The following is an 18794-nucleotide window of genomic DNA, read 5'->3' as shown; positions in this document are numbered from 1 at the left end:
ATCAGTTGAACTCAAGAAAGAATTTTATCCAAAGCACACCGAAAACATGACTGAGCCACCTCGCTTCTACTCACGCCATAGCCGGAAAGCGGAAAAACAGTAACAGTATTGTTACCCAATTGGTCACAGCTTAAACTTATTTTATCACTATCCTCATGAAGAGCTCCACTTCTCATATACAAGATATCAGGTGACATTGCAACATGGTAAAAGGTAGGGCCAACAGAAGCAGCAAGCTCAGTATTTAGTGTCGAAACTCCAACAACAGCATCAAGCTCCGTGTAGAAATCAGCAGATGCAACAAAGTCATTATACAAGTCCACACCTCTTATTTCTTTAACTCCAATCTCTTCACAAATATGCTTTTCTTTGCTAGTGACCTTAGCTTGAAGAGAGTAAAAATCTACTTTATTGGAATACTCCTTAACCACTTGAGCAATATCTGAAAGAGGTAAGCCATACCTAGCTGATCTCATTGGATTACGTGTGGCTGATTCCCAGGCAATACCGACTCGTTTTTTCCGTGAATCACTACCATCTAAATTAAATTCACTACCGTCATTAAGCCAAGGTAGCATTTCAGTCTTAAGTTCCTCATCATTTAGCAAAGAAAATATTGCACAATTAGTAAAAACAAAATCAAATTCATTAAACACTGACCCAATAAACCGGGAGGATTCAATAGCAGATATAGTTAACTCAACATCAGACCTGTTACTATACAAGCTTTTGAATGGAAGCACTGCTGCATTAGATAAAAATCTTTGTAGAAAAAACTCAAGCCTTTCATCACATGCAAACGTTATATTATCAAAATCTAAAAATTTATAAAGACGAGACCAACGAACTTCATCAGCAATACCTTGTTCAGGTACAAATAAAATCTTACAACCTTTAAAAATATAGTTGTGTGAGAGCAGTATATTAGAACTATAACAACCAAGCTTTACCAGCTGATTATGACAACTTTCATTTCTACTCATTCTATATATTTCAGCACCTCTAACATCCCCTTTGTAATAGTATTCCTTAATCTTTTCCAAGTCATTATTGTTTGCAATTTTTCTAATAACTTTAATTTCTTGGTCGAATAGTTCCGGGTGAAACGACAAAAGCAACAACAAATGAAGCTTACAAGCTTCATTAATATGCCGCCCAAAGCTTTCTTTTTTTAAAAAATAATCAGACGAATCAAAGTCTTTAAGTAGGTAAAAAAACCTAATTCTATTAATAGGAGATAATAAATCTTGGTTAGTTTTACAGGCTTCTAAAAAACTATCAAATCTGCTTAAAATCCAAAACACTTCAGCTTTTTGATTTGCATCTCGAGCAAACCTAACCAAAATTTCACAAGACTCTTCATTAACAATAAAATTTGCTAGAAAAGGGTAGTATCGGGATCTAGAAAACAATCGGAAAATAATGGCTTGAAAACCCAGCTTCTCGAAAACAAAAACACTATGAGCTACTATTTTTTTTACAATTTTCTTATATTGCTTAATGATAAAATTATAGCTATTCAAATAATGCCACTCTATTAAACTAGTTTTGATCATAGAAAAGCATTCCACAATCGAGGTCGTTTTAATAACTGTCTTTTACAAAAGGATCACTAAATCACATGATGGCGTTAGTGTACATTGTAGCCTTTTAACCCACCTGTATGCTCCGCCGCTACTAGTGTCTTCATGCGTTTTCTTTTATCGGATCCCTACTCAAGTATTTTACGGGGAGCTCTCATGAGTTCTAGGTACAATAGGTGTTGCACTTAATGGTTGAATCTATGAATTAACAACCAAATCTTTATCTCTGTTTTTCCATTACGCATGATCAGCCATTTTCTGAAAGTTTGCATTTTTCTTAACGAGTTCTTCGTAAGTGCCTTGATCGACCACTCTGCCGTGTTCAAGCAAATAGATACAGTTACAGGCTTTTACTGTTGCAAGGCGGTGGGCAATCATGATGATAGTTTTCTTGCCCGAAAAATCGTGGATGGCATCCATGACTAGTTTTTCAGTAATACCGTCCAGAGCGCTTGTAGCTTCATCCAATACAAGCACTTCAGCATCATCGTAAAGTGCTCTGGCAATGCCTATACGTTGACGCTGTCCACCAGAAAGCTGGATACCGCGTTCACCAACTCGAGTTTCAAGGCCATCTGACAAACGTTCTAGCAATTCGTCCAGGTGAGCCATTTGTGCGGCTTTTCGAATACGATCTAGGTCAATTTCTTCAGGAGGAATGCCAAAAGCGATATTCTCTTTGATGCTGGCATCGGCCAAAAAAATAGCCTGGGGTACAAAACCAACATTATTTTGCCAAGAGCGCAGTTGATCACCTTGCAGGGCTTTCCCATCCACTTCCAAATGGCCTTGCTGGGGCTGAATAAGTCCAAGCAAGACATCAATGGCGGTGGATTTTCCTGAACCGGAAGCACCGACCAGACCAATGACTTGATTGACTGGGATGTCAATATTCAAACCATTCAGGGCTTTTTCTTCTTTGCCTGGATAGCTGATATGGATGTTGTTCAGCGCGATACTAGTTTTGGGTGACAGCTTGCCTGCCTGGTTTGCGGGTTCACCAGTGAAAGCATTTTGGCTGTCAACTAGATCTTTTTCCAGGCTGTCGAAAGAGGCGAGATTGCCTTTCACTTGGGCCAGGCTGGAATATATCTGCTGGAAGGCTGGAAGGAGTTTAAAACCAGCCAGGGCGTAGATGGAAAGAATTGGTAATACACTTCCAAGATTGCCATCATAGGCAGCAAGAAGATAGAGCACTAGCAGAATAGCTGCTGTAAAGGCTATAAGCTCCATGAGATAGCGTGGTGTCTGAGAAAGCCCTTTGGTTACACCTTGTGCCAAGCCAAACTCACGACTGGCTTGTTCATAGCGGCGGTTGAAATCGTTCTGTCTTCCTAGCAGCAGAGTATCCTTAATTCCACCAAAGCCTTCGTTCATCAGCTTGAAGCGCTGTTGGTTGGTTCTGGAAATGGTTTGCCCATTTTTCGCCAATCGCTTACGTACTGTTTTAAACAGCAGGAAGTAAGCCACCGCAAAGATGCTCAGGCCGGTAAGGGCAACAAGTGGGTTGAAAATGAAAATTGCGATGGACATTACAATTGCCAGAGCCATTTTTGCAGTCATCTGCATAACGGGTTGGATGACCTGATTGGTGATCCTGCCACATTCTTGAGCAATGCGGTTAGTCAGCTGGCTGCTACTACCGCTAGCATGGAATAACCAGGATTGTTGCATGTAGTGCTTATAGAGGCGAATTGATAGCTCTGCACCTATCTGTTGAGCATATAGAGACAAGCGCCAGATGGTATACATGGACAAAGCAGCTGCACCAGCTAGCGCAACAAGTACGACAATACCTAACCAGAATAAAAACTGGCGTGGGGTTTCAAAGCCAGTTGCAGTGTAAAGCTGAGCCAGGGTCCCTTCACCTTCTAAACGGCTCATATCCCCTACTACGGCCATAAAAGGGCCTATGGCAGCAACACCCGCCACTTCAGCAAAGGCCATGAGCACAACCAGCACTTGCAGGCCTAAAAGCTTACGGCGTTGTTCTTTGGTGAGGAGTTGGTAGAGTTTTTTGATTCTTCGGAACATTAAGAGTTATCGCGCATGGAATGCGCTCCTACACATTGAAATTTGTCGCGCGGAGCGAGCTCCTACGGGGTGCTTATTGGTTAAGTAGGTTTTCGAGGTTTTCTGCGGTGAGGATGCGTTCGATCCAGGTTTCCAGTTGTTCAAGGCTGGCGGTGTTGATTTGTTCTTCAGCCCAGGTGGGTAGTTGACCGAATTTCAATGTAATCTGCTTTTTTAAGGCTGTTACCTCACCTTGTTGCATGCCCTGCTGCATACCTTGCTGCATACCTTGCTGCATACCCTGTTGCATACCCTCATTACGAAATCGTTCTGCGAATCCGGCCATGTTTTTGTCCTCCTGAGCATAACGCTGCTGGTATTGCTTCATTTCTTCTTCACTGAAGTCACTATAGATATCGACAAACTCTACATATTTTAGTTGCTTTTCCGGGTCTTGCTCGAGTGTCAGCAGTCCTTAAAATCACTACGGGTACTACCCTTTGGGTTTCGAAGAGCTCACTCAGGTGCAGAGTGTAATGAGCCAGGCGATGTATGGAAAACCGCCTGGGGTCTGTTTCTTCTTCGAGTACAAAGAGCAGGGCTTCTTTGCGGCCATCAGGCCATTCTGCCAGCAGGGGAACATCCAGTTCGTGAAAACGATCTCCCAGGCGCTCTTTAAGTTGTTCCTGACGAATCGGGGTAATACGAACATCAGTTGTTATATCGCCTGCTTCATCCTTGGCAAAAAATTCAAGTGCCTGATGTGGGTAATCAAGGATCAGATTTTTGAAGTTCTGGTCATGGCTGGTGTTTTTACTCATGTAACCTCCTTGTTGGTCTATGGCTTTATCGCTCGCGGAGCGAGCTCCCACAGTGTCCTACAGAGCTCCTACAATTAGACCTGATAGAAGTCTCTATACCACTTCACGAAGTTGGCTACGCCTTCTTTAACAGGGGTGGCAGGTTTGTAGCCGGTGGCTTTTTCCAGTTCGGTGGAGTCGGCGTAGGTGTCCGGTACGTCGCCTGGCTGCAAAGGCAACAGGTCTTTGATGGCTTTTTTACCCAGAGCTTCTTCGATGGCTTCAATGTAGGCACTGAGTTTGACCGGGTTGTTATTGCCGATATTGAAAATACGAAACGGCGCATTGCTGGTGGCCGGGTCTGGGTTGTTGCTGTCCCATTCAGGATTGGGCTGAGCAATCTGGTCGCTGGAGCGAATTACACCTTCGACAATATCTGCCACATAGGTGAAATCACGAGTGTGATTGCCGTGGTTGAATACCGGAATTGGCTGGTCTTTCAGGGTGTTTTTGGTGAACTTGAACAGCGCCATATCAGGGCGACCCCAGGGGCCATAAACGGTGAAGAAACGCAGGCCTGTGGTGGGCAGTTGAAACAGGTGGCTGTAGCTGTGGGCCATCATTTCATTGGCTTTTTTGGTTGCCGCATAGAATTGCAGGGGGTGATTGACGCCTTCGTGTTCACTGAAGGGCATTTTGGTGTTGGCCCCGTAAACACTGCTGGTGCTGGCATAGGTTAAATGCGGTGTTTTGGCATAGCGGCAGGCTTCCAGCAGGTTGGTGAAGGCAATGATATTGCTTTCCACATAGCTGTGAGGATTCTCCAGGGAGTAGCGCACGCCTGCCTGGGCAGCCAGATGAATGACCCGATCAAACTGGTGTTCTTCAAAGCACTGATTAACCAGTGCCAGATCGGCCAGGTTACCCCGGATAAAGGTATAGGCACTGCCCGTTTTAGCAGCCGTGTCTTCCAGGATTTTCAGGCGAGCTTCTTTGATGGTGACGTCATAGTAGTCATTGACGCTATCAAAACCGACGACTTCATCACCCCGTTCCAGAAGTTGTTTGACGGTATGGAAACCGATAAAGCCGGCATTGCCTGTTACGAGAATTTTCATGAGGTGTTATATAGCCTTTTAATTAATTATCGCGCACAGAGTGCGCTCCCACCAGGACAGCACTCTCACATGGTTTAGTCGCTGCCGAAGAGGTCGCGGGTGTAGATTTTGTCTTCAACGTCCGCGAGATTTTCTGAACGGCGGTTGGCAACGATGACATCGCTGATGTGTTTGAATTCTTCCAGGTCTTTGATGACGCGGGAGCCAAAGAACTCTTCGTCTTCCAGTACGGGTTCGTAAACCACCACTTCGATGCCTTTAGCCTTGATGCGCTTCATCACGCCTTGCATGGCTGATTGGCGGAAGTTGTCTGAACCGGATTTCATGATCAGACGATAGACGCCCACCGTCTTGGGGTTTTTAGCCAGTATGGAGTCGGCAATAAAATCCTTGCGGGTGGTGTTGGCATCGACGATGGCTTTGATCAGGTTGCTGGGTACCTGTTCGTAGTTGGCCAGGAGTTGTTTGGTGTCTTTGGGCAGACAATAACCCCCATAACCAAAGCTGGGGTTGTTGTAGTGGTCACCAATGCGTGGATCCAGCCCTACCCCTTCGATGATCTGGCGGCTGTTCAAATCATGGTGCTGGGCATAGGTGTCCAGCTCATTGAAGTAGGCAACGCGCATGGCCAGATAGGTGTTGGCAAACAGCTTGATGGCTTCGGCTTCAGTGGGGTCGGTAAAAAGCACGGGAGCGTCTTTTTTGATGGCCCCTTCGCGAAGCAATTCGGCAAAGGTTTCAGCACGTTGTGAGCGTTCACCTACAATAATGCGTGATGGATACAGATTGTCGTGAAGGGCCTTGCCTTCGCGCAGAAATTCAGGTGAGAAGAGGATGTTCTGGGTGTTGAAGTCTTCACGCACTTGCTGGGTGTAGCCCACTGGCACCGTGGATTTGATGACCATTACGGCATCAGGGTTGTGCTGTTTGACCAGCTGGATGACGGCTTCAATACTTTTGGTGTTGAAGTAGTTGGTTTCCGGGTCGTAATCCGTCGGGGTGGCGATGATGACAAAATCAGCACCCTTGTAGGCTTCTTCAGCATTCAGAGTGGCTTTAAAGTTCAGCGATTTGTGGGCCAGAAAGTCTTCAATTTCCTTGTCTTCGATCGGAGATTTTTTCTGATTCAAGAGATCGACTTTTTCGGCAAGGATATCAACCGCCACTACTTCATGATGCTGGGACAAAAGCATGGCATTGGAAAGGCCGACATAGCCGGTACCGGCAACTGCTATTTTCATTTAAAACCTTGTAAGAGGGCTTGGTTGTTTATTTTGACTTGTCGCGCAGAGGACTGCGCTCCCACAATGGCCTGCAGATTGCATTCCTGCAGCTCGATTAGTGTTTAGGCACGCTACCGCCCGGAGGTTTTGGGCCATACCTCGGGGCCAGAATGATATTAATGCTGGAGCGCACTCTGTGCGCGATATTATCGCTTATCGCTCGCGGAGCGAGCTCCTACGTGGGAGTCCTCTGCGCGATTAATGGCTACCTTTTCGCTCGCGGAGCGAGCTCCTACGTGGGAACGCGATTAACTTTCTTCTTCTTTCAGGCTTTGACGAACTCTGGCTGCAAATTCCACAAAGAAAGCGGCCATGATGCCGAGGATGCCGCCCAGAACAATACCCAGAGCAAGAACCAGTTTTCCGCTGGGGCCGCTGGGACCACTGGCTTGAGGTCGATGCCGTTTTTGTACTGCCAGGGCTGCTATTTCCGTAGGCAACAGCTGTTGCTCCTGGCTATTCGAGGTTGGCTGCTGTGCGAGGGTTTCCACGAGTCTTTGGTGGCGTTCAACCAGGGGTTTCAGAAGGGCCTGATGGAATTCGGCAATAGCTTCGGCGTCTTCTGTGCTGCCCAGGGTCGTAATTTCAACCAGGTTGGAGATCTCATCATTGGTTCTCCCCCGCTTTTCATGTTCTACGCGGACATTGTAGCCAGAAAGCTCCGGGTATTGCTGGTGCACCTGAGGCAAGAGGGCTTGCTGGATCTGGGTTGCCATGGCAGGCAAGGGCTCGATAAACAATAGTGGGGTTTTATAGCCTGCAGCCAGGTAGGTGGTGTATTGGTAGCGGGTTTCACCCTCAGCGGCAACGGGTGCCGGACGCTGCAGAAATAGATAAAGCAGACTAGCAAGGACTACACCGACAAAAACACCAATCAACCACCAGCGGCGTTTTATGAGGATTTTGGCAAGCTCTATCAGTGAGATTTCATCATCAGGGTAGCGTTGAAAGTGGGCGTCTCTGGTGGTGGCTAAAGGAGTTTGGTGTGGGTTGTCTGTTGGTGTCATAGCGAGTCTTTATTAACCTGATTGAGCGAAGCTGTATTCTAACATCCACTTGCTCATTACGAAATAAAAAGGGGCGCAAAGCGCCCCCTGACTTTGTCACGTTAAGTGACTGGCTTATCAGAACTTTTCTTCCAAACCCAGGTTGATGGCAAAGTAACGCGGCATCTCTGTGCCGTCAAAGCTGTTGGTCTCAGGGCTAACTGCAATATCTGCATTGAGTATCCCAAAAAAGGTAGTACCGACATTAACCCGACTAAGCTCTGTACCCGCCAGGTTCATATGGTAGCCTGCACGAATACCAGGCAGCCATAAGCTACGAGCCGTGTAAGCTGCTGTTATGCCGACATTTTGGTATTCTTCTCCCACAGCATTTGTGGCAGTTCCCAGCGTTCCATAAGCATGAATGGCCCAATTGCGGTTTGCAGAGAACCAGCCGCCTTCCAGTACTGTATGCCGCGTCAGGGCAACATTGTCTTCTACGCTGGTTTTCCCCCTGCTTTCAAGGCGCTGCAACGCTTCAAGAGTATCCCCTTCCAGGTATTCACTCATGTCTGGATAGTTGATTTCCGGTTCGTTGACGTTATAAAGAGTAGCACCCAACTGGTAGTTTTCTTTGTGCCACAACAAGCCCAGATCCATACCCACGGCTGTGGTGGTTTCTGTATTGCTCATCATGTCATCAAAAAAGTCATCACTGGCACTCCCTTCTGCATCATCGTCAGACTCAGCATACAGGGAAATGAAGTTACGGCCCGCTTGAACCTGATAAAGATTCAGTGCCACACCGGCTTCGAATTCACCCCAGCCTGGGGCAAGATCAAACCATTGGTTCAGATTGGTGCCATAGCCGAGAGCCAACTGGGCTGTGACTGCTGCGCGAATATCAATGCCGGTATCTGTGTAGAGGGTTGAGTCAGGGTTATCAAAGTTCTGCCCATTATTTTTCTCAATAAACTCTTTATTCGCTTGAGTATTTAACTCATATTTATTCAGCAAATCTTCAATATCTTGTTGGCTTGGGTCTCCATAACCTTTAAATTCTTCATACGCCCCCACAGCATTTGTCAAATCAAGTTCCAGCTCACCATCAGTATCACTAAATGTCGTCCTGACAGTAAAAGGTCCGGTTAGAACATTAACTCTGGACTGGCCAGTCACTGAAGCATTGACGTTAAAGGTACCTTTGGCAAGGTTACTGTTAATCAGAAAGGGAGTCAGTGGAACCTGACCCTGCACCCCCATGCTGAGCGTGCCACCTTGTTCCAGAGCAGGAAGGTATTCTTGGTTGGCTTTTTTAGCAATTTCTTCAACACCTGAGGCATTTTCATTCTCAGCACGTTTAAGATCATCCTCCAGGCCATCGATCACCTCATCAAAATCACTAGCATCACCCATTTCCAGGTAAAAACCCAAATTACTCATGTAACCAAAACGTATTTTTTCACCTTCACCAATCAATAAACCATTGGCTGCCGGGTTGCTTGAACTGTGAACACTGCCATGGGTGGTGGCACTGCCAAAAGTGGAAGAATAGCCGGGTGCAACCAAAGATTGGTTGGCCTGGGCGGCAAGAGGAAGGCTTAGGGCGGCCATGGCCAAAGCGAGTCGGGAAAGTTTCATGATGAAATCCTCAAGATGATGTCTTTTGAATTAATTTTTATGATTTATAGCATAGGTGTGCAGAGACTGAACAGTCCAAAAAAGAAAACCCTGCAATTGCAGGGTTTAAGGTTTTACAGATTGTCATACAGCCCTGTTGCAAGGGTTTGTGCCAGGGTGGTTGCCATGGCTTTTATTGCTTTCTGGGTCGCTACGATCGGGTCGGATGAGGTGGCCCGGCCGGATTCACTGACCGCATAGAGGGTGCGACCCTGAGGTGTCACTACCTGACCGGAGGCTTGAGCAACCCGATGATGCAGGTGGTCTCGCTGTACCTCATCCATGGACAGGCTCAGGTGCAGTTGCAAATCGGCCTCTGAGTCGACCATGTTGAAGCCCATAGCGGTCAGTTGTTCTGCCAGCTCCGGGTGCATTTGTTCGGCCAGGTTGTTTTGCCCTTTTACACTGAAGCTCAGACTGGCCAGCAGTGACTGTATTTGTGCATCCAGTTCATCCACGGCCTTGCGCTGGGCAGCATCGACACGATCTGTTGCCGCCAGAAAGGCCAGTTGCTGATGCAGCTGGTTGCGTCGGGCAAGATCGGGAAGGCGGGGAATCACCTGGCGGACTCTTTCCAGCTTAGTACCCTGTTGGGGTAGGCCACGCTCAAGCAGCCTTTGGTTGGTGCGCTGCAGTTCGCCAAGCAATTGGCGCTCTGCCTCAGCCCGATTGAGCTGCGCCAGTGCCCAGGCATCTTTTCCGTTCGGGTTGATCCAGGTTTCAGTGACTTCCATGCCCGGCAACTCGACCTCTTTGACACGGCTGCGAGCTTCCTGAGTCAGCACTTCACTCATGTTGCTCACCTGGCCATTGTTCATTTCCATGCGGTTGCTGGTTTCCGTTGTGCCACTGACAGCCACACGAATGCGCGACAGCAGGTCAACACGCGCTTGCTCTCTGGCTCTTTCCAGCGCATTGGCTTCAGAGCCGTAGATTTCCGCACTGGCGACCCCAAACACATAGTCGCTACGTTGTGGATGCTGGCTGATCCAACGAGGTTGCTCACTGTTGGACGATGTTTGTGCGGTTGGAGCCGCTGGCTGTCCAGAGCAGCCAGCGAGACCCACAACCATTAAACCCGCTGCCAACAAGAGGCCAGGTTTGAAGGTGAGTCTTTTCAAGTGCATGGTTTTAGAATCCAAATTTGCTGCGTTCCTGGAATTTTTGCAGGCGTTTTTGGCCTGCCCAGACTTCACGGTTGGTTTGAATGTCGATCAGTTTGAGGTCGACCTGGTAGTTGGTAACCCGTTTTCCATCCAGTTGATCCACCCAGGAGTCAATTGAACCGGAAAGAGCAAAGTTGGCACCGGTTTCCTGGGCCAATTCTGCTGCAGTTCCACTCTGGGCATTGAACTCCTGGTCAGACCGCTCTTCACGGATGGCATCACGTACATCACCACCAGCGACAAAATCAACCTGGTCGGAACGAATCATGGCACGGCGTAGATCATTAACGAAGGTATCAACCTGGATATGCTCATGTGAACGGTTACGAACGCCCAGAACGACCACTGTAGGTTGACGGTCGCGCTCTGGATTCTCCTGGCTCCAGCGTTGCCGCCAAGGGAAGGAGAGCATGTCATCAATCATTTCTTCGGAGACCAGGCGTGAATCAGTGGCGTTCCAGCGGTCTGTCAGGGCGATTTCCTGACCGGCATCAACACGACTCACACTGGTACCGCCGCAGCCGGTCAATAACAAAGGACTGGCTACCAAAGCAACCAGTGCGAAGACTTTCAGGTATTTGGCTGTTATTTGCATTTCAGATTCCTCATTCCTCAGATTTTTCTTTGATTTTTTCTTCGACTTCATCCTGATTGTCAACCAGGGTTTCATTAGCCATGCGGGCAGCTCTGGCTTCCTGCACGATGGCAGGCACTTCGGACATAGGGTTTTCTGCAAAGTGGCGGGTTCGCCATATGTGCAGATCACCGGCTTCCAGATTCAGTGTTTGCTGCTCACGTACATCAAAGCTGTTCGCATCACTAATGAGTTCCAGTTTGTATTCACCCGGTTCCAATAGGTGGCGGGTCAAACGAATGCGGTTCGGCAACGTCACCCAAAGGCGGGTATCGGCACTGGTGGTGGCTGCTGCAGACAGGGAGCACATGGGAGCTGGAATGCCTGTTTGCACGCAAAGTACCAGACGCAGCGATTCAATCGCCATGGCCTGGTTCATTTCGCTCTGGGCATCAACCAGGTGTTGTGCCATGGCCAGGCCTGCAAGGTTGTCTGCATTCAGCAGGTTGACCTGTTTCCCTGATTCCAGCTGTAACCGTGTGCGCTTTATTTCTGGGTCAAAGTAGTAAAACATGGGTACAGACAGACGCACACCAGTACTTGCCAGGATTTCAGTTAAGCCCAGAGAGTCCAGACTGTTACGCAGCGGCCCAAGGGGGATGGTTTTTTCATGGTTGCGGCCAATCAATCCGATGTAGTCATCCACGGCAAGACGCTCAATCACATTAAGCAAGCCTTTATCCGCATAGAGGTAGTGAAACCATGCCAACTGGTATGCTTTCTGGTTTTCATCACCAGTCAGTACCGGGCTGATCACCACTTGATTAGTTTGGGTGTTCAAGCGCATCCACAGGTTCAGCTCACCTCTGGGGCTCATCATTCCCACTTCCTGAATGACCAGGAGTTGAGCTTGTTGGCCTGGGTTCCAGTTCTGCAGGGTTTCCTGCTGCTGAGAGGTCAGTTTTTCCTGGGCAATTCGCTGCCAGCGATTATCTCTCTGAGTTTTGAGTATGCGTGCGGTATCGAACCAGGCTTGTCTGGCCATGTCTGAATCCAGGCCGTACTGCTTGATATAACCGTCTTCGTAGGTACGTGCAGAACGTTCGTAGCTGACACGAGCGTTATCCAGTTCATCATACCGCTCATACAGAGTACCGATCAGGTAATGAGTAAAGGCGTTATCACGAAAAATCAGTTCGCGAGGGTTGATAACCTCACCGTTCAAGGCTGCAAAGAGGTCCAGCATCTGGGTGAGTAGTTTTTGATTTTCTTCTTCTGCTTCTTCGTAGCTACCTTCCTGGAAGAGGTTTTCATCCAAAAGAATTTGGGCACGACGACCTTCAATTCGTGCTGCATCCAGGTGCTTTTGAAATTCATTAGAGCTTTTGGCTTCCTCTGCCAGATAGAGGTAGTTCAGTGTTTTATAATAATGAACATAGACGCGTTCATAAATGCTGCTGCGGTAGGTAACCAGGGTCGCATTGGTGCCTACACGTGTCATCAGGTCCGATACACTGGTGGTGTAAAGTTCATCTGCCAGGCGATCAGCCTGGTCGAGAAGCTGGTTACTCTCCGAGTAGTTTCCTTGCAGGTGTTTGAGAACCCCGACTTCCATGAGACGCAAGAGACGATTTCTTTCGCCTCCCAGGGCATTTGCCGCCAGTTCTTCTGCTGCTTCATACTCACCATGCTTCATTAACGTGGTTGCATCCTGCATTCGGTTTGAGTGGGAGGCACAGCCGATGAGAGTGATGATAAGAAAGAAGGCAAGTACTGTCTTCATGATGGGTTTTATCAACATTTTTTATCCCTGAGTCATTGGTTATTTTTTTATGGTTCCCAGTTTACCTTTAAAGCATTAAAAGAGAAGGGGCACCCGAATGAAACCTGAATTCGCTGTCGGGGCTTTCAATCAATTCTCTCTCCACTTCCAGGAGCTTTTTGATGCGTTGCTTGAGAGGCTGTTTTCCGGGTTTTTCTGCTTCGTAGAGTTCAGCCAGGTAGAGGTAGTCTTCAAAATGCCGGGCTTCGGATTTGATGAGCGAGCGGTAGTATTTGGCCAGGCTAATGTCGAGATACGGGATCAAGGCGGCAAAGCGTTCGCAGGAGCGGGCTTCGATGATGCCACCGATGACCAGCAGATCGATGAAACGGCCTTGTTCATCAGTACGCATGGCTTTGCGCAGGCCTTCGGCATAGCGGGCCGGGCTGAGGCTTTGGTAGGGAATCTTGCGCTCCTGCAGGATGTTGACGACCTGTTCAAAGTGCAGCAGTTCTTCCCGCGCCAGCTGGGACATTTTTTTCAACAGCTCGGGGCGATCCACATGCTTGTGCATCAGACTCATCGCGGTCGCTGCGGCCTTTTTTTCGCACTGAGCGTGGTCAATCAGCAGGATATCCAGGTTTTCCAGAGCCTGGTTGACCCATTCCTGCGGGGTTTTGCAGAGCAGGAATGCATCAATTTCGGGGGTTTCAGGGGCTTGAATGGTCATGGGTAACTAATATTTGTAGTGGGAGGTTTCTGTGGGAGCTATCTCCGATAGCGATAATCGCGCACGGAGTGCGATCCTACCTGAGTTTTCACCCCGCGGGCGATCAGCAGTCCCCTGCGCGATATTTTCGCTCCGGGAGCGATCAGGCAGCCTGTTGCTTCTGGGTGAGCTCATAAATTCGGGCCGGGGAAAGTTCAAGGCCATTGGGCCAGGCCAAAGCCCCTGCATCCAAAAAAGCTCTTTTCAGATAGCTTTCATCTTTGAGTGGTTCCAGTAGAGCGCCCTGTTTTTTTGTCAGATAGGCCGGCAAATCAAACACGCCCTTGCTGCCATCCGAAAACTCCAGATGTAAGGTATTATTTTCAAGAAATTGAAAGCTCAGGATTTTAATCATAATCAGCTCCGGGAATACGCTCCATTGGCTCAAAGTTCTGCGCCCTCCCCCAATTATCCAAAAGTTCTTCCTGGTGGGCCAGACACCAGTCTTTAACGATAGCAGCGGCTTTGTTGGGAAGCTTACCTTTCGACACTTCACCCGTTGATATTTTCACCAAGGCTTCAAAGCCCTGGTATTCTACATGGATATGAGGTGGTGGATGATCATCGTGCCACATGCGGATGACGATGCCAAAGAAAATGGATAAAACAGGCATAAGCTTTATAGGCTTCCTATATGTTCTCAATTATCGCGCACAGAGTGCGCTCCCACAAATTTGCAGGAACTCTCTGTGGGAGCTATCTCAGATAGCGATGTTTCGGGGATCGCGAGCCTCGCTCGTGGAGCGAGCTCCCACCTGTAGGAGCGCAGTCCTCTGCGCGATGTTTTCGCTCCGCGAGCGATCAAGCTCATTTTTCCAGGTGGCTTTTGACTCTCATATAGTCATGTTCGGTATCCACACCGTGCGGGTGGTGTTCGCAAGCCTGGGCAACGTGGATGCGGTGGCCGTTCCAGAGGGCACGCAGTTGTTCCAGGTGTTCGGCTTCTTCGATGGGTGCCGGTGACCAGGTAACGTACTGGTTGAGAAAGCTGGCATAGTAGGCATAGAGGCCGATGTGACGCTGGTAGTGAATGCCGGGTGGCAGGGCGTCGGGCTGGTGATGCCCTCTGCCTTTGTCGATGAAGTGATCACGTGCCCAGGGTTGCGGGCTGCGGCTGAAATAAAGTGCCAGGCCCTGGTGATCGGTGACAACCTTGACAATATTGGGGTTGAAGACAGCCGCAATTTCGGTGATGGGTTCGCTGAGGGTGGCGATGCTGGCCTGGGGCTGGCTGGCCAGGTTGTCTGCCACCTGGTTGATCAGGGCTGGAGGAATCAGGGGTTCGTCGCCCTGAACGTTGACGATAATCGCCTGGTCATCCAGTTTGAGTTGCTGGGCCACCTCCTGCAGGCGATCCGTACCGCTAGGGTGATCGCTGCGCGTCATGCAGACCTGGGCACCGAAGTTTTCAGCTGCTTCGCCAATACGCGCATCGTCGGTGGCAATCACCACCTGCCCTGCCCGGCTTTTGCAGGCTTGTTCCCAAACATGCTGGATCATGGGTTTTCCTGCCATGGTCAGCAGGGGTTTGCCCGGCAGGCGTGAAGAGGCGTAGCGTGCGGGGATGACAACAGTGAAATCAGGTTGAGGCATTTTAGCTGGCTGTCTTCTTGTTCTTACCCAGACGTTCATCCGCTGTCAGCGGACGGGCTTCTTCTTCCAGCATCACGGGCAGGCCGTCACGGATCGGATAAGCCAGGCCGGATACGGTGCAAACCAGTTCCTGAGCTTCTTTGTCGTATTCAAGTGCTGCGTGGGAGACCGGGCAGACGAGCAGTGCAAGGAGTTTTTTGTCCATTTTCTAGGCCTTGGGTTTAAGCGGTGAAGTATTGGGCTATTGTAAACCCGAAGGTTTATTGATGCGATCCCTTTTCGATGAAGCAGCATCGCGCACGGAGTGCGCTCCCACACTTGTAGCAATTCGCTGTAGGAGTTCGCTGTGGGAGTTCGCTGTGGGAGTTCGCTCCGCGAACGATTTAACGATTAGATTTGAGTATCGCGCAGGGACTGCGCTCCTACAGGTGATTTTTGCTGTGGGAGCTCGCTCCGCGAGCGATATTGATCTATATTCAAAAACTTTAGGCCAGGATTAAAAAGGAGTTTATATGCCTTCATCTCACCGCCTTCGTATCGGTCGCTTTTCTCAATCCAGTCAAGTTTACCTGATTACCTGTGTTACCCAGAACAGAAGCCCCATCTTTTTTGATTTTTATACTGCTCACACTTTGATGAGGAGTTTCAGAGACACAGAGTCCCATGCCTATACCTGGGCTTATGTGATCATGCCGGATCATTTTCACTGGTTGGTTCAGTTGGGAGAAGAGACCAGTCTTTCTGATCAGGTTCACTTCGTTAAAAGTTCGGCAACCAGGAAAATTCGTAACCTGTGCAACTCTTCATTGCAAATCTGGCAGGCAGGTTTCCACGACCGCCAATTGAGAAAAGAGGATGACCTTAAAGCCATGGCCCGATATGTCATTGCCAACCCGGTCAGGGCCGGGTTAACAAACTCAGTAAGAAATTACAGCTTTTGGGATGCAGGCTGGATATGAAGGTTGATTAATTATCGCTTTTTCTCGCGCAGGGGACTGCGCTCCCACAGGTGGTTTTACTGTAGGAGTTCGCTGTGGGAGTTCGCCGTGGGAGTTCGCTCCGCGAACGATAAGATTTTAGCGAAGAGAGTATCGTGATCATCGCGCACGGAGTGCGCTCCCACATAGAGTGCGCTCCCACCAGGACTTGGCTCCCACAGGACTGCACTCTCACAAGAGTGGATTCCTACTAGGCTGCGCTCTTACAGTATGCTTTTGAGTTTTTGGCTGAGTTCTTTCAGAAAACTTTCCGGTAGCCGTGCTTCGACTTCGACAACCCAGTGGCGTTGATGGAGCCAGGGGCCGAGTTTGACGGCATCTTTGGCGGTGATGATAATGGGTTCGTTACCAGGCAGGTCGAGAGTTTGGGCGTTCATTGGGGCATGGTCGGGTAAAGGATGGGGGGTGACTTGCAGTCCCTGTTCACTCAACTGGTCGAAGAAACGCTGGGGGTTGCCGATTCCAGCCAGAGCATGAACAGATTGGCCTGGGTCGAAAGGGGAAGCACTTTGCCAGAGGCCATCACCGCGCCGCCAGCCGGTTTGCTCCAGGTGGTAAGAGATGGGTTCAACTTCCAGCGGGTGTTGCAGTTCACCCTGACAAAGTACCCAGTCCACCGTGTTTAGGCGCTGTGGCGGTTCGCGTAAAGGGCCGACCGGCAAGCAGTGGCCATTACCCAGCCCACGAGCTCCGTCGATGATGACCAGTTCAATGTCTCTTTGCAGGGCCAGGTGTTGCAGGCCATCGTCGGCTATTAAAAGATCACACCCTTCATCGATCAGCAGTTGGGCTGCACGAGGGCGTTTGGGGTCGATGGCAACCGGCAGGTTGGTTTGTCGCGCCAGCATCAGGGGTTCATCCCCGGCTTTTTTGGGGTTGCTGTCTTTTTCCACGCGGAAAGGATAGCTTCTGGCTTTGCTGCCGTAGCCGCGGCTGATGATGCCCGGCTGATAGCCCTGGCGCTGCAGGTAACGCGCCAGACTGGCGACGACGGGGGATTTACCGCTGCCCCCCACGCTGATATTGCCGACAACAATCACCGGCACCGAGGCACGGTAGCTTGGCTTTTTACCTGCGGCATAGGCCTGGTGGCGCTTTTCCACCTGTTTGCAATAGTAGTTTTCCAGCGGCAACAAACGCTTTAAAGGGCCGGGGTTATCAGCGTACCAATGGCTCTCAATCCAGTTTTGCAGTTTCATGGCAGTCACTTTCCCTGTTCAACGGGCCGGGTGGCAATTCTGAGTTGCTGGATACCCAGTTGACGGGCGGTGTCCAGGGCCATGACCAGTTGTTGATGAGGGGTTTGCTGTTCGGCCCGGATCAAGAGTGCAGGCTCGGGGTGGTTTTCGAGCAGTTGCTGCAGCCGGGCTTTGAGGCCTTCTGCATTTTCGATTTCTTGATCGTCCAGTTGGATGCGGCCATCGGCATAAAGGGCCAGGCTGAAGATCCTGTCTTTTTGCTGCTCCTGGGGTTCGGAAGTACCCGCCGTGGGCAGTTGTAGGTTGAGCTGTTGATCAGGGAAGCTGGTGGTCACCATGAAGAAGATCAACAGTAGAAAGACCACATCGATCAGTGGAGTCATGTTGACCTGGACGGGATCATTGGCCTGACGCTTGAACTGCATATCTAATTCCAGGCACCGGTGTTGGTTTCACTGCTGCTGGTGTTGAGGTCGGTGTCACCGTGCAGGTGCAGGGGGTTGGGTTGGTCAGGAGTCAGGGCGTCCAGGAGTTGTTGGGAGGCTTCTTCCAGCTCCACAACCAGGTCAGCCACGCGACGCAGGAAAAAACGGTGCATGACCAGGGCCGGAATGGCAATAGTCAGGCCCGCTGCTGTGGTGATCAGGGCCATGGAGATGCCTCCAGCCAGTTGCTGGGCATTGCCTGCTGAAAGATCCAGTTGCTGGAAGACATCAATCATGCCGACTACGGTGCCTAGCAACCCCAGCAGTGGTGTGATGGCGGCAATGGAGCCCAGGGGGCTCAAGTATTTTTCCAGCAGGTGAACTTCGTGGGAGCCTGCGGTTTGCAGGGCTTCCCGGATACGGCCTTCACCTTGTTCCTTGCGAGCCAAACCGGCAGCTAGCACTCTTCCCAGCGGGGAAGTTCTGAGGTGCTTGAGGTCGGCTTTGCCTGGCTGGCTCAAGGCTTGTACCAACAACCCTTGCGGCAGAATGCGTTTTCTCTGCAGCGACCAGAGACGCTCAAGGATGATAGCCAGTGCCAGGATGGAACTGAGCACCAGGGGTAGCATGATCCAGCCACCGACAAACAATAAATCCAACACTTGGGTGTTGCTCCTGAAAGTTAACAAACAAAGCGTTATCTAGAACGGGCATTCTACAGGAATTGTAGGAACGCATTCCATGCGCGTATCGTATCGTTCGCGGAGCGAACTCCCACAACTAATTCCTACAGCAAACTCCTACAACGAATTCCTACAGCAAACTCCTACAAGGGTATTTCTTCC

Annotated in this window: 20 protein-coding genes; 1 reads left to right on the top strand and 19 read right to left on the bottom strand. The window is 49.6% G+C overall.

Going from position 1 to position 18794, the window contains the following annotated elements; translation table 11 throughout:
* Positions 1-11: 11 nt before the first annotated feature.
* The 16 genes from LG323_RS01600 to LG323_RS01525 all read right to left on the bottom strand — a co-directional run bounded on the left by LG323_RS01600 (position 12) and on the right by LG323_RS01525 (position 15532).
* Complete coding sequence (locus LG323_RS01600; protein ID WP_404418446.1) at positions 12-1556, bottom strand: hypothetical protein; 1545 nt, start codon at positions 1554-1556, stop codon at positions 12-14.
* Positions 1557-1820: 264 nt separating this feature from the next.
* Positions 1821-3617, bottom strand: coding sequence for an ABC transporter ATP-binding protein (locus LG323_RS01595; protein WP_404418444.1), 1797 nt, complete (start codon positions 3615-3617; stop codon positions 1821-1823).
* Between the two features lie 73 nt (positions 3618-3690).
* Positions 3691-3942 (bottom strand): DUF4351 domain-containing protein, encoded by a 252-nt coding sequence (locus LG323_RS01590; protein WP_404418442.1) that lies wholly within the window; start codon positions 3940-3942, stop codon positions 3691-3693.
* A gap of 61 nt (positions 3943-4003) precedes the next feature.
* Positions 4004-4417, bottom strand: a complete 414-nt coding sequence (locus LG323_RS01585) for a hypothetical protein (protein ID WP_404418440.1) — start codon at positions 4415-4417, stop codon at positions 4004-4006.
* 74 nt (positions 4418-4491) lie between these two features.
* Positions 4492-5514 carry an NAD-dependent epimerase gene (locus LG323_RS01580; protein ID WP_404418438.1) on the bottom strand — a complete coding sequence of 341 codons (1023 nt, stop codon included), beginning with the start codon at positions 5512-5514 and terminating at the stop codon, positions 4492-4494.
* 74 nt (positions 5515-5588) lie between these two features.
* Positions 5589-6755 (bottom strand): nucleotide sugar dehydrogenase, encoded by a 1167-nt coding sequence (locus tag LG323_RS01575; protein ID WP_404418436.1) that lies wholly within the window; start codon positions 6753-6755, stop codon positions 5589-5591.
* Positions 6756-7045: 290 nt separating this feature from the next.
* Entirely contained in the window at positions 7046-7804 is a 759-nt protein-coding gene (locus tag LG323_RS01570) for a Wzz/FepE/Etk N-terminal domain-containing protein (RefSeq protein ID WP_404418434.1), read from the bottom strand.
* 117 nt (positions 7805-7921) lie between these two features.
* Positions 7922-9424 carry a conjugal transfer protein TraF gene (gene traF / locus LG323_RS01565; RefSeq protein ID WP_404418432.1) on the bottom strand — a complete coding sequence of 501 codons (1503 nt, stop codon included), beginning with the start codon at positions 9422-9424 and terminating at the stop codon, positions 7922-7924.
* 113 nt (positions 9425-9537) lie between these two features.
* Positions 9538-10590, bottom strand: coding sequence for an LPP20 family lipoprotein (locus LG323_RS01560; protein WP_404418430.1), 1053 nt, complete (start codon positions 10588-10590; stop codon positions 9538-9540).
* A 4-nt stretch (positions 10591-10594) separates the two neighbouring features.
* Positions 10595-11224, bottom strand: a complete 630-nt coding sequence (locus LG323_RS01555; RefSeq protein ID WP_404418428.1) for a penicillin-binding protein activator LpoB — start codon at positions 11222-11224, stop codon at positions 10595-10597.
* A 10-nt stretch (positions 11225-11234) separates the two neighbouring features.
* Complete coding sequence (locus LG323_RS01550) at positions 11235-12899, bottom strand: hypothetical protein (RefSeq protein ID WP_404418426.1); 1665 nt, start codon at positions 12897-12899, stop codon at positions 11235-11237.
* 154 nt (positions 12900-13053) lie between these two features.
* A complete protein-coding gene (locus tag LG323_RS01545; RefSeq protein ID WP_404418425.1) occupies positions 13054-13695 on the bottom strand; it encodes a tRNA-(ms[2]io[6]A)-hydroxylase in 642 nt (213 codons plus the stop codon).
* Positions 13696-13837: 142 nt separating this feature from the next.
* The gene (locus tag LG323_RS01540) at positions 13838-14089 is read right to left on the bottom strand and encodes a DUF2442 domain-containing protein (protein ID WP_404418423.1); all 252 of its coding nucleotides are present in this window, start codon (positions 14087-14089) and stop codon (positions 13838-13840) included.
* A complete protein-coding gene (locus LG323_RS01535; protein WP_404418421.1) occupies positions 14082-14348 on the bottom strand; it encodes a DUF4160 domain-containing protein in 267 nt (88 codons plus the stop codon). Before LG323_RS01535 ends, LG323_RS01540 begins: the two co-directional genes overlap by 8 nt.
* 193 nt (positions 14349-14541) lie before the next feature.
* Entirely contained in the window at positions 14542-15327 is a 786-nt protein-coding gene (gene kdsB / locus LG323_RS01530; RefSeq protein WP_404418419.1) for a 3-deoxy-manno-octulosonate cytidylyltransferase, read from the bottom strand.
* Position 15328: 1 nt separating this feature from the next.
* The gene (locus LG323_RS01525; protein ID WP_404418417.1) at positions 15329-15532 is read right to left on the bottom strand and encodes a Trm112 family protein; all 204 of its coding nucleotides are present in this window, start codon (positions 15530-15532) and stop codon (positions 15329-15331) included.
* Between the two features lie 307 nt (positions 15533-15839).
* Here LG323_RS01525 and LG323_RS01520 point away from each other — a divergent pair, with 307 nt between their 5' ends.
* Complete coding sequence (locus LG323_RS01520; protein ID WP_404418415.1) at positions 15840-16286, top strand: REP-associated tyrosine transposase; 447 nt, start codon at positions 15840-15842, stop codon at positions 16284-16286.
* A gap of 242 nt (positions 16287-16528) precedes the next feature.
* Here LG323_RS01520 and lpxK read toward each other — a convergent pair whose 3' ends face one another.
* Genes lpxK through LG323_RS01505 form a run of 3 tightly spaced genes read right to left on the bottom strand, consistent with a single transcriptional unit; the run spans position 16529 to position 18611 of the window.
* Complete coding sequence (gene lpxK, locus LG323_RS01515) at positions 16529-17524, bottom strand: tetraacyldisaccharide 4'-kinase (RefSeq protein WP_404418413.1); 996 nt, start codon at positions 17522-17524, stop codon at positions 16529-16531.
* A gap of 5 nt (positions 17525-17529) precedes the next feature.
* Positions 17530-17949: an ExbD/TolR family protein gene (locus LG323_RS01510; RefSeq protein ID WP_404418411.1), complete on the bottom strand. Its 420-nt coding sequence runs from the start codon at positions 17947-17949 to the stop codon at positions 17530-17532.
* Between the two features lie 2 nt (positions 17950-17951).
* Positions 17952-18611 (bottom strand): MotA/TolQ/ExbB proton channel family protein, encoded by a 660-nt coding sequence (locus LG323_RS01505; protein WP_404418409.1) that lies wholly within the window; start codon positions 18609-18611, stop codon positions 17952-17954.
* Positions 18612-18794: the final 183 nt, after the last annotated feature.

Origin of the sequence: Marinospirillum sp., assembly GCF_044810985.1 — a bacterium.
Lineage (GTDB): Bacteria > Pseudomonadota > Gammaproteobacteria > Pseudomonadales > Halomonadaceae > Marinospirillum.
The sequence above is the reverse complement of the archived record's forward strand: the minus strand, read 5'-3'. Positions and strand labels throughout refer to the sequence as shown.

What these genes read in the sequence shown, in the direction of transcription:
- LG323_RS01600 (WP_404418446.1), bottom strand. Translation starts at nt 1,556, where the DNA reads ATGATCAAAACTAGTTTAATAGAGTGGCATTATTTGAATAGCTATAAT.
- LG323_RS01595 (WP_404418444.1), bottom strand. Translation starts at nt 3,617, where the DNA reads ATGTTCCGAAGAATCAAAAAACTCTACCAACTCCTCACCAAAGAACAA.
- LG323_RS01590 (WP_404418442.1), bottom strand. Translation starts at nt 3,942, where the DNA reads ATGGCCGGATTCGCAGAACGATTTCGTAATGAGGGTATGCAACAGGGT.
- LG323_RS01585 (WP_404418440.1), bottom strand. Translation starts at nt 4,417, where the DNA reads ATGAGTAAAAACACCAGCCATGACCAGAACTTCAAAAATCTGATCCTT.
- LG323_RS01580 (WP_404418438.1), bottom strand. Translation starts at nt 5,514, where the DNA reads ATGAAAATTCTCGTAACAGGCAATGCCGGCTTTATCGGTTTCCATACC.
- LG323_RS01575 (WP_404418436.1), bottom strand. Translation starts at nt 6,755, where the DNA reads ATGAAAATAGCAGTTGCCGGTACCGGCTATGTCGGCCTTTCCAATGCC.
- LG323_RS01570 (WP_404418434.1), bottom strand. Translation starts at nt 7,804, where the DNA reads ATGACACCAACAGACAACCCACACCAAACTCCTTTAGCCACCACCAGA.
- traF (WP_404418432.1), bottom strand. Translation starts at nt 9,424, where the DNA reads ATGAAACTTTCCCGACTCGCTTTGGCCATGGCCGCCCTAAGCCTTCCT.
- LG323_RS01560 (WP_404418430.1), bottom strand. Translation starts at nt 10,590, where the DNA reads ATGCACTTGAAAAGACTCACCTTCAAACCTGGCCTCTTGTTGGCAGCG.
- LG323_RS01555 (WP_404418428.1), bottom strand. Translation starts at nt 11,224, where the DNA reads ATGCAAATAACAGCCAAATACCTGAAAGTCTTCGCACTGGTTGCTTTG.
- LG323_RS01550 (WP_404418426.1), bottom strand. Translation starts at nt 12,899, where the DNA reads ATGAAGCATGGTGAGTATGAAGCAGCAGAAGAACTGGCGGCAAATGCC.
- LG323_RS01545 (WP_404418425.1), bottom strand. Translation starts at nt 13,695, where the DNA reads ATGACCATTCAAGCCCCTGAAACCCCCGAAATTGATGCATTCCTGCTC.
- LG323_RS01540 (WP_404418423.1), bottom strand. Translation starts at nt 14,089, where the DNA reads ATGATTAAAATCCTGAGCTTTCAATTTCTTGAAAATAATACCTTACAT.
- LG323_RS01535 (WP_404418421.1), bottom strand. Translation starts at nt 14,348, where the DNA reads ATGCCTGTTTTATCCATTTTCTTTGGCATCGTCATCCGCATGTGGCAC.
- kdsB (WP_404418419.1), bottom strand. Translation starts at nt 15,327, where the DNA reads ATGCCTCAACCTGATTTCACTGTTGTCATCCCCGCACGCTACGCCTCT.
- LG323_RS01525 (WP_404418417.1), bottom strand. Translation starts at nt 15,532, where the DNA reads ATGGACAAAAAACTCCTTGCACTGCTCGTCTGCCCGGTCTCCCACGCA.
- LG323_RS01520 (WP_404418415.1), top strand. Translation starts at nt 15,840, where the DNA reads ATGCCTTCATCTCACCGCCTTCGTATCGGTCGCTTTTCTCAATCCAGT.
- lpxK (WP_404418413.1), bottom strand. Translation starts at nt 17,524, where the DNA reads ATGAAACTGCAAAACTGGATTGAGAGCCATTGGTACGCTGATAACCCC.
- LG323_RS01510 (WP_404418411.1), bottom strand. Translation starts at nt 17,949, where the DNA reads ATGCAGTTCAAGCGTCAGGCCAATGATCCCGTCCAGGTCAACATGACT.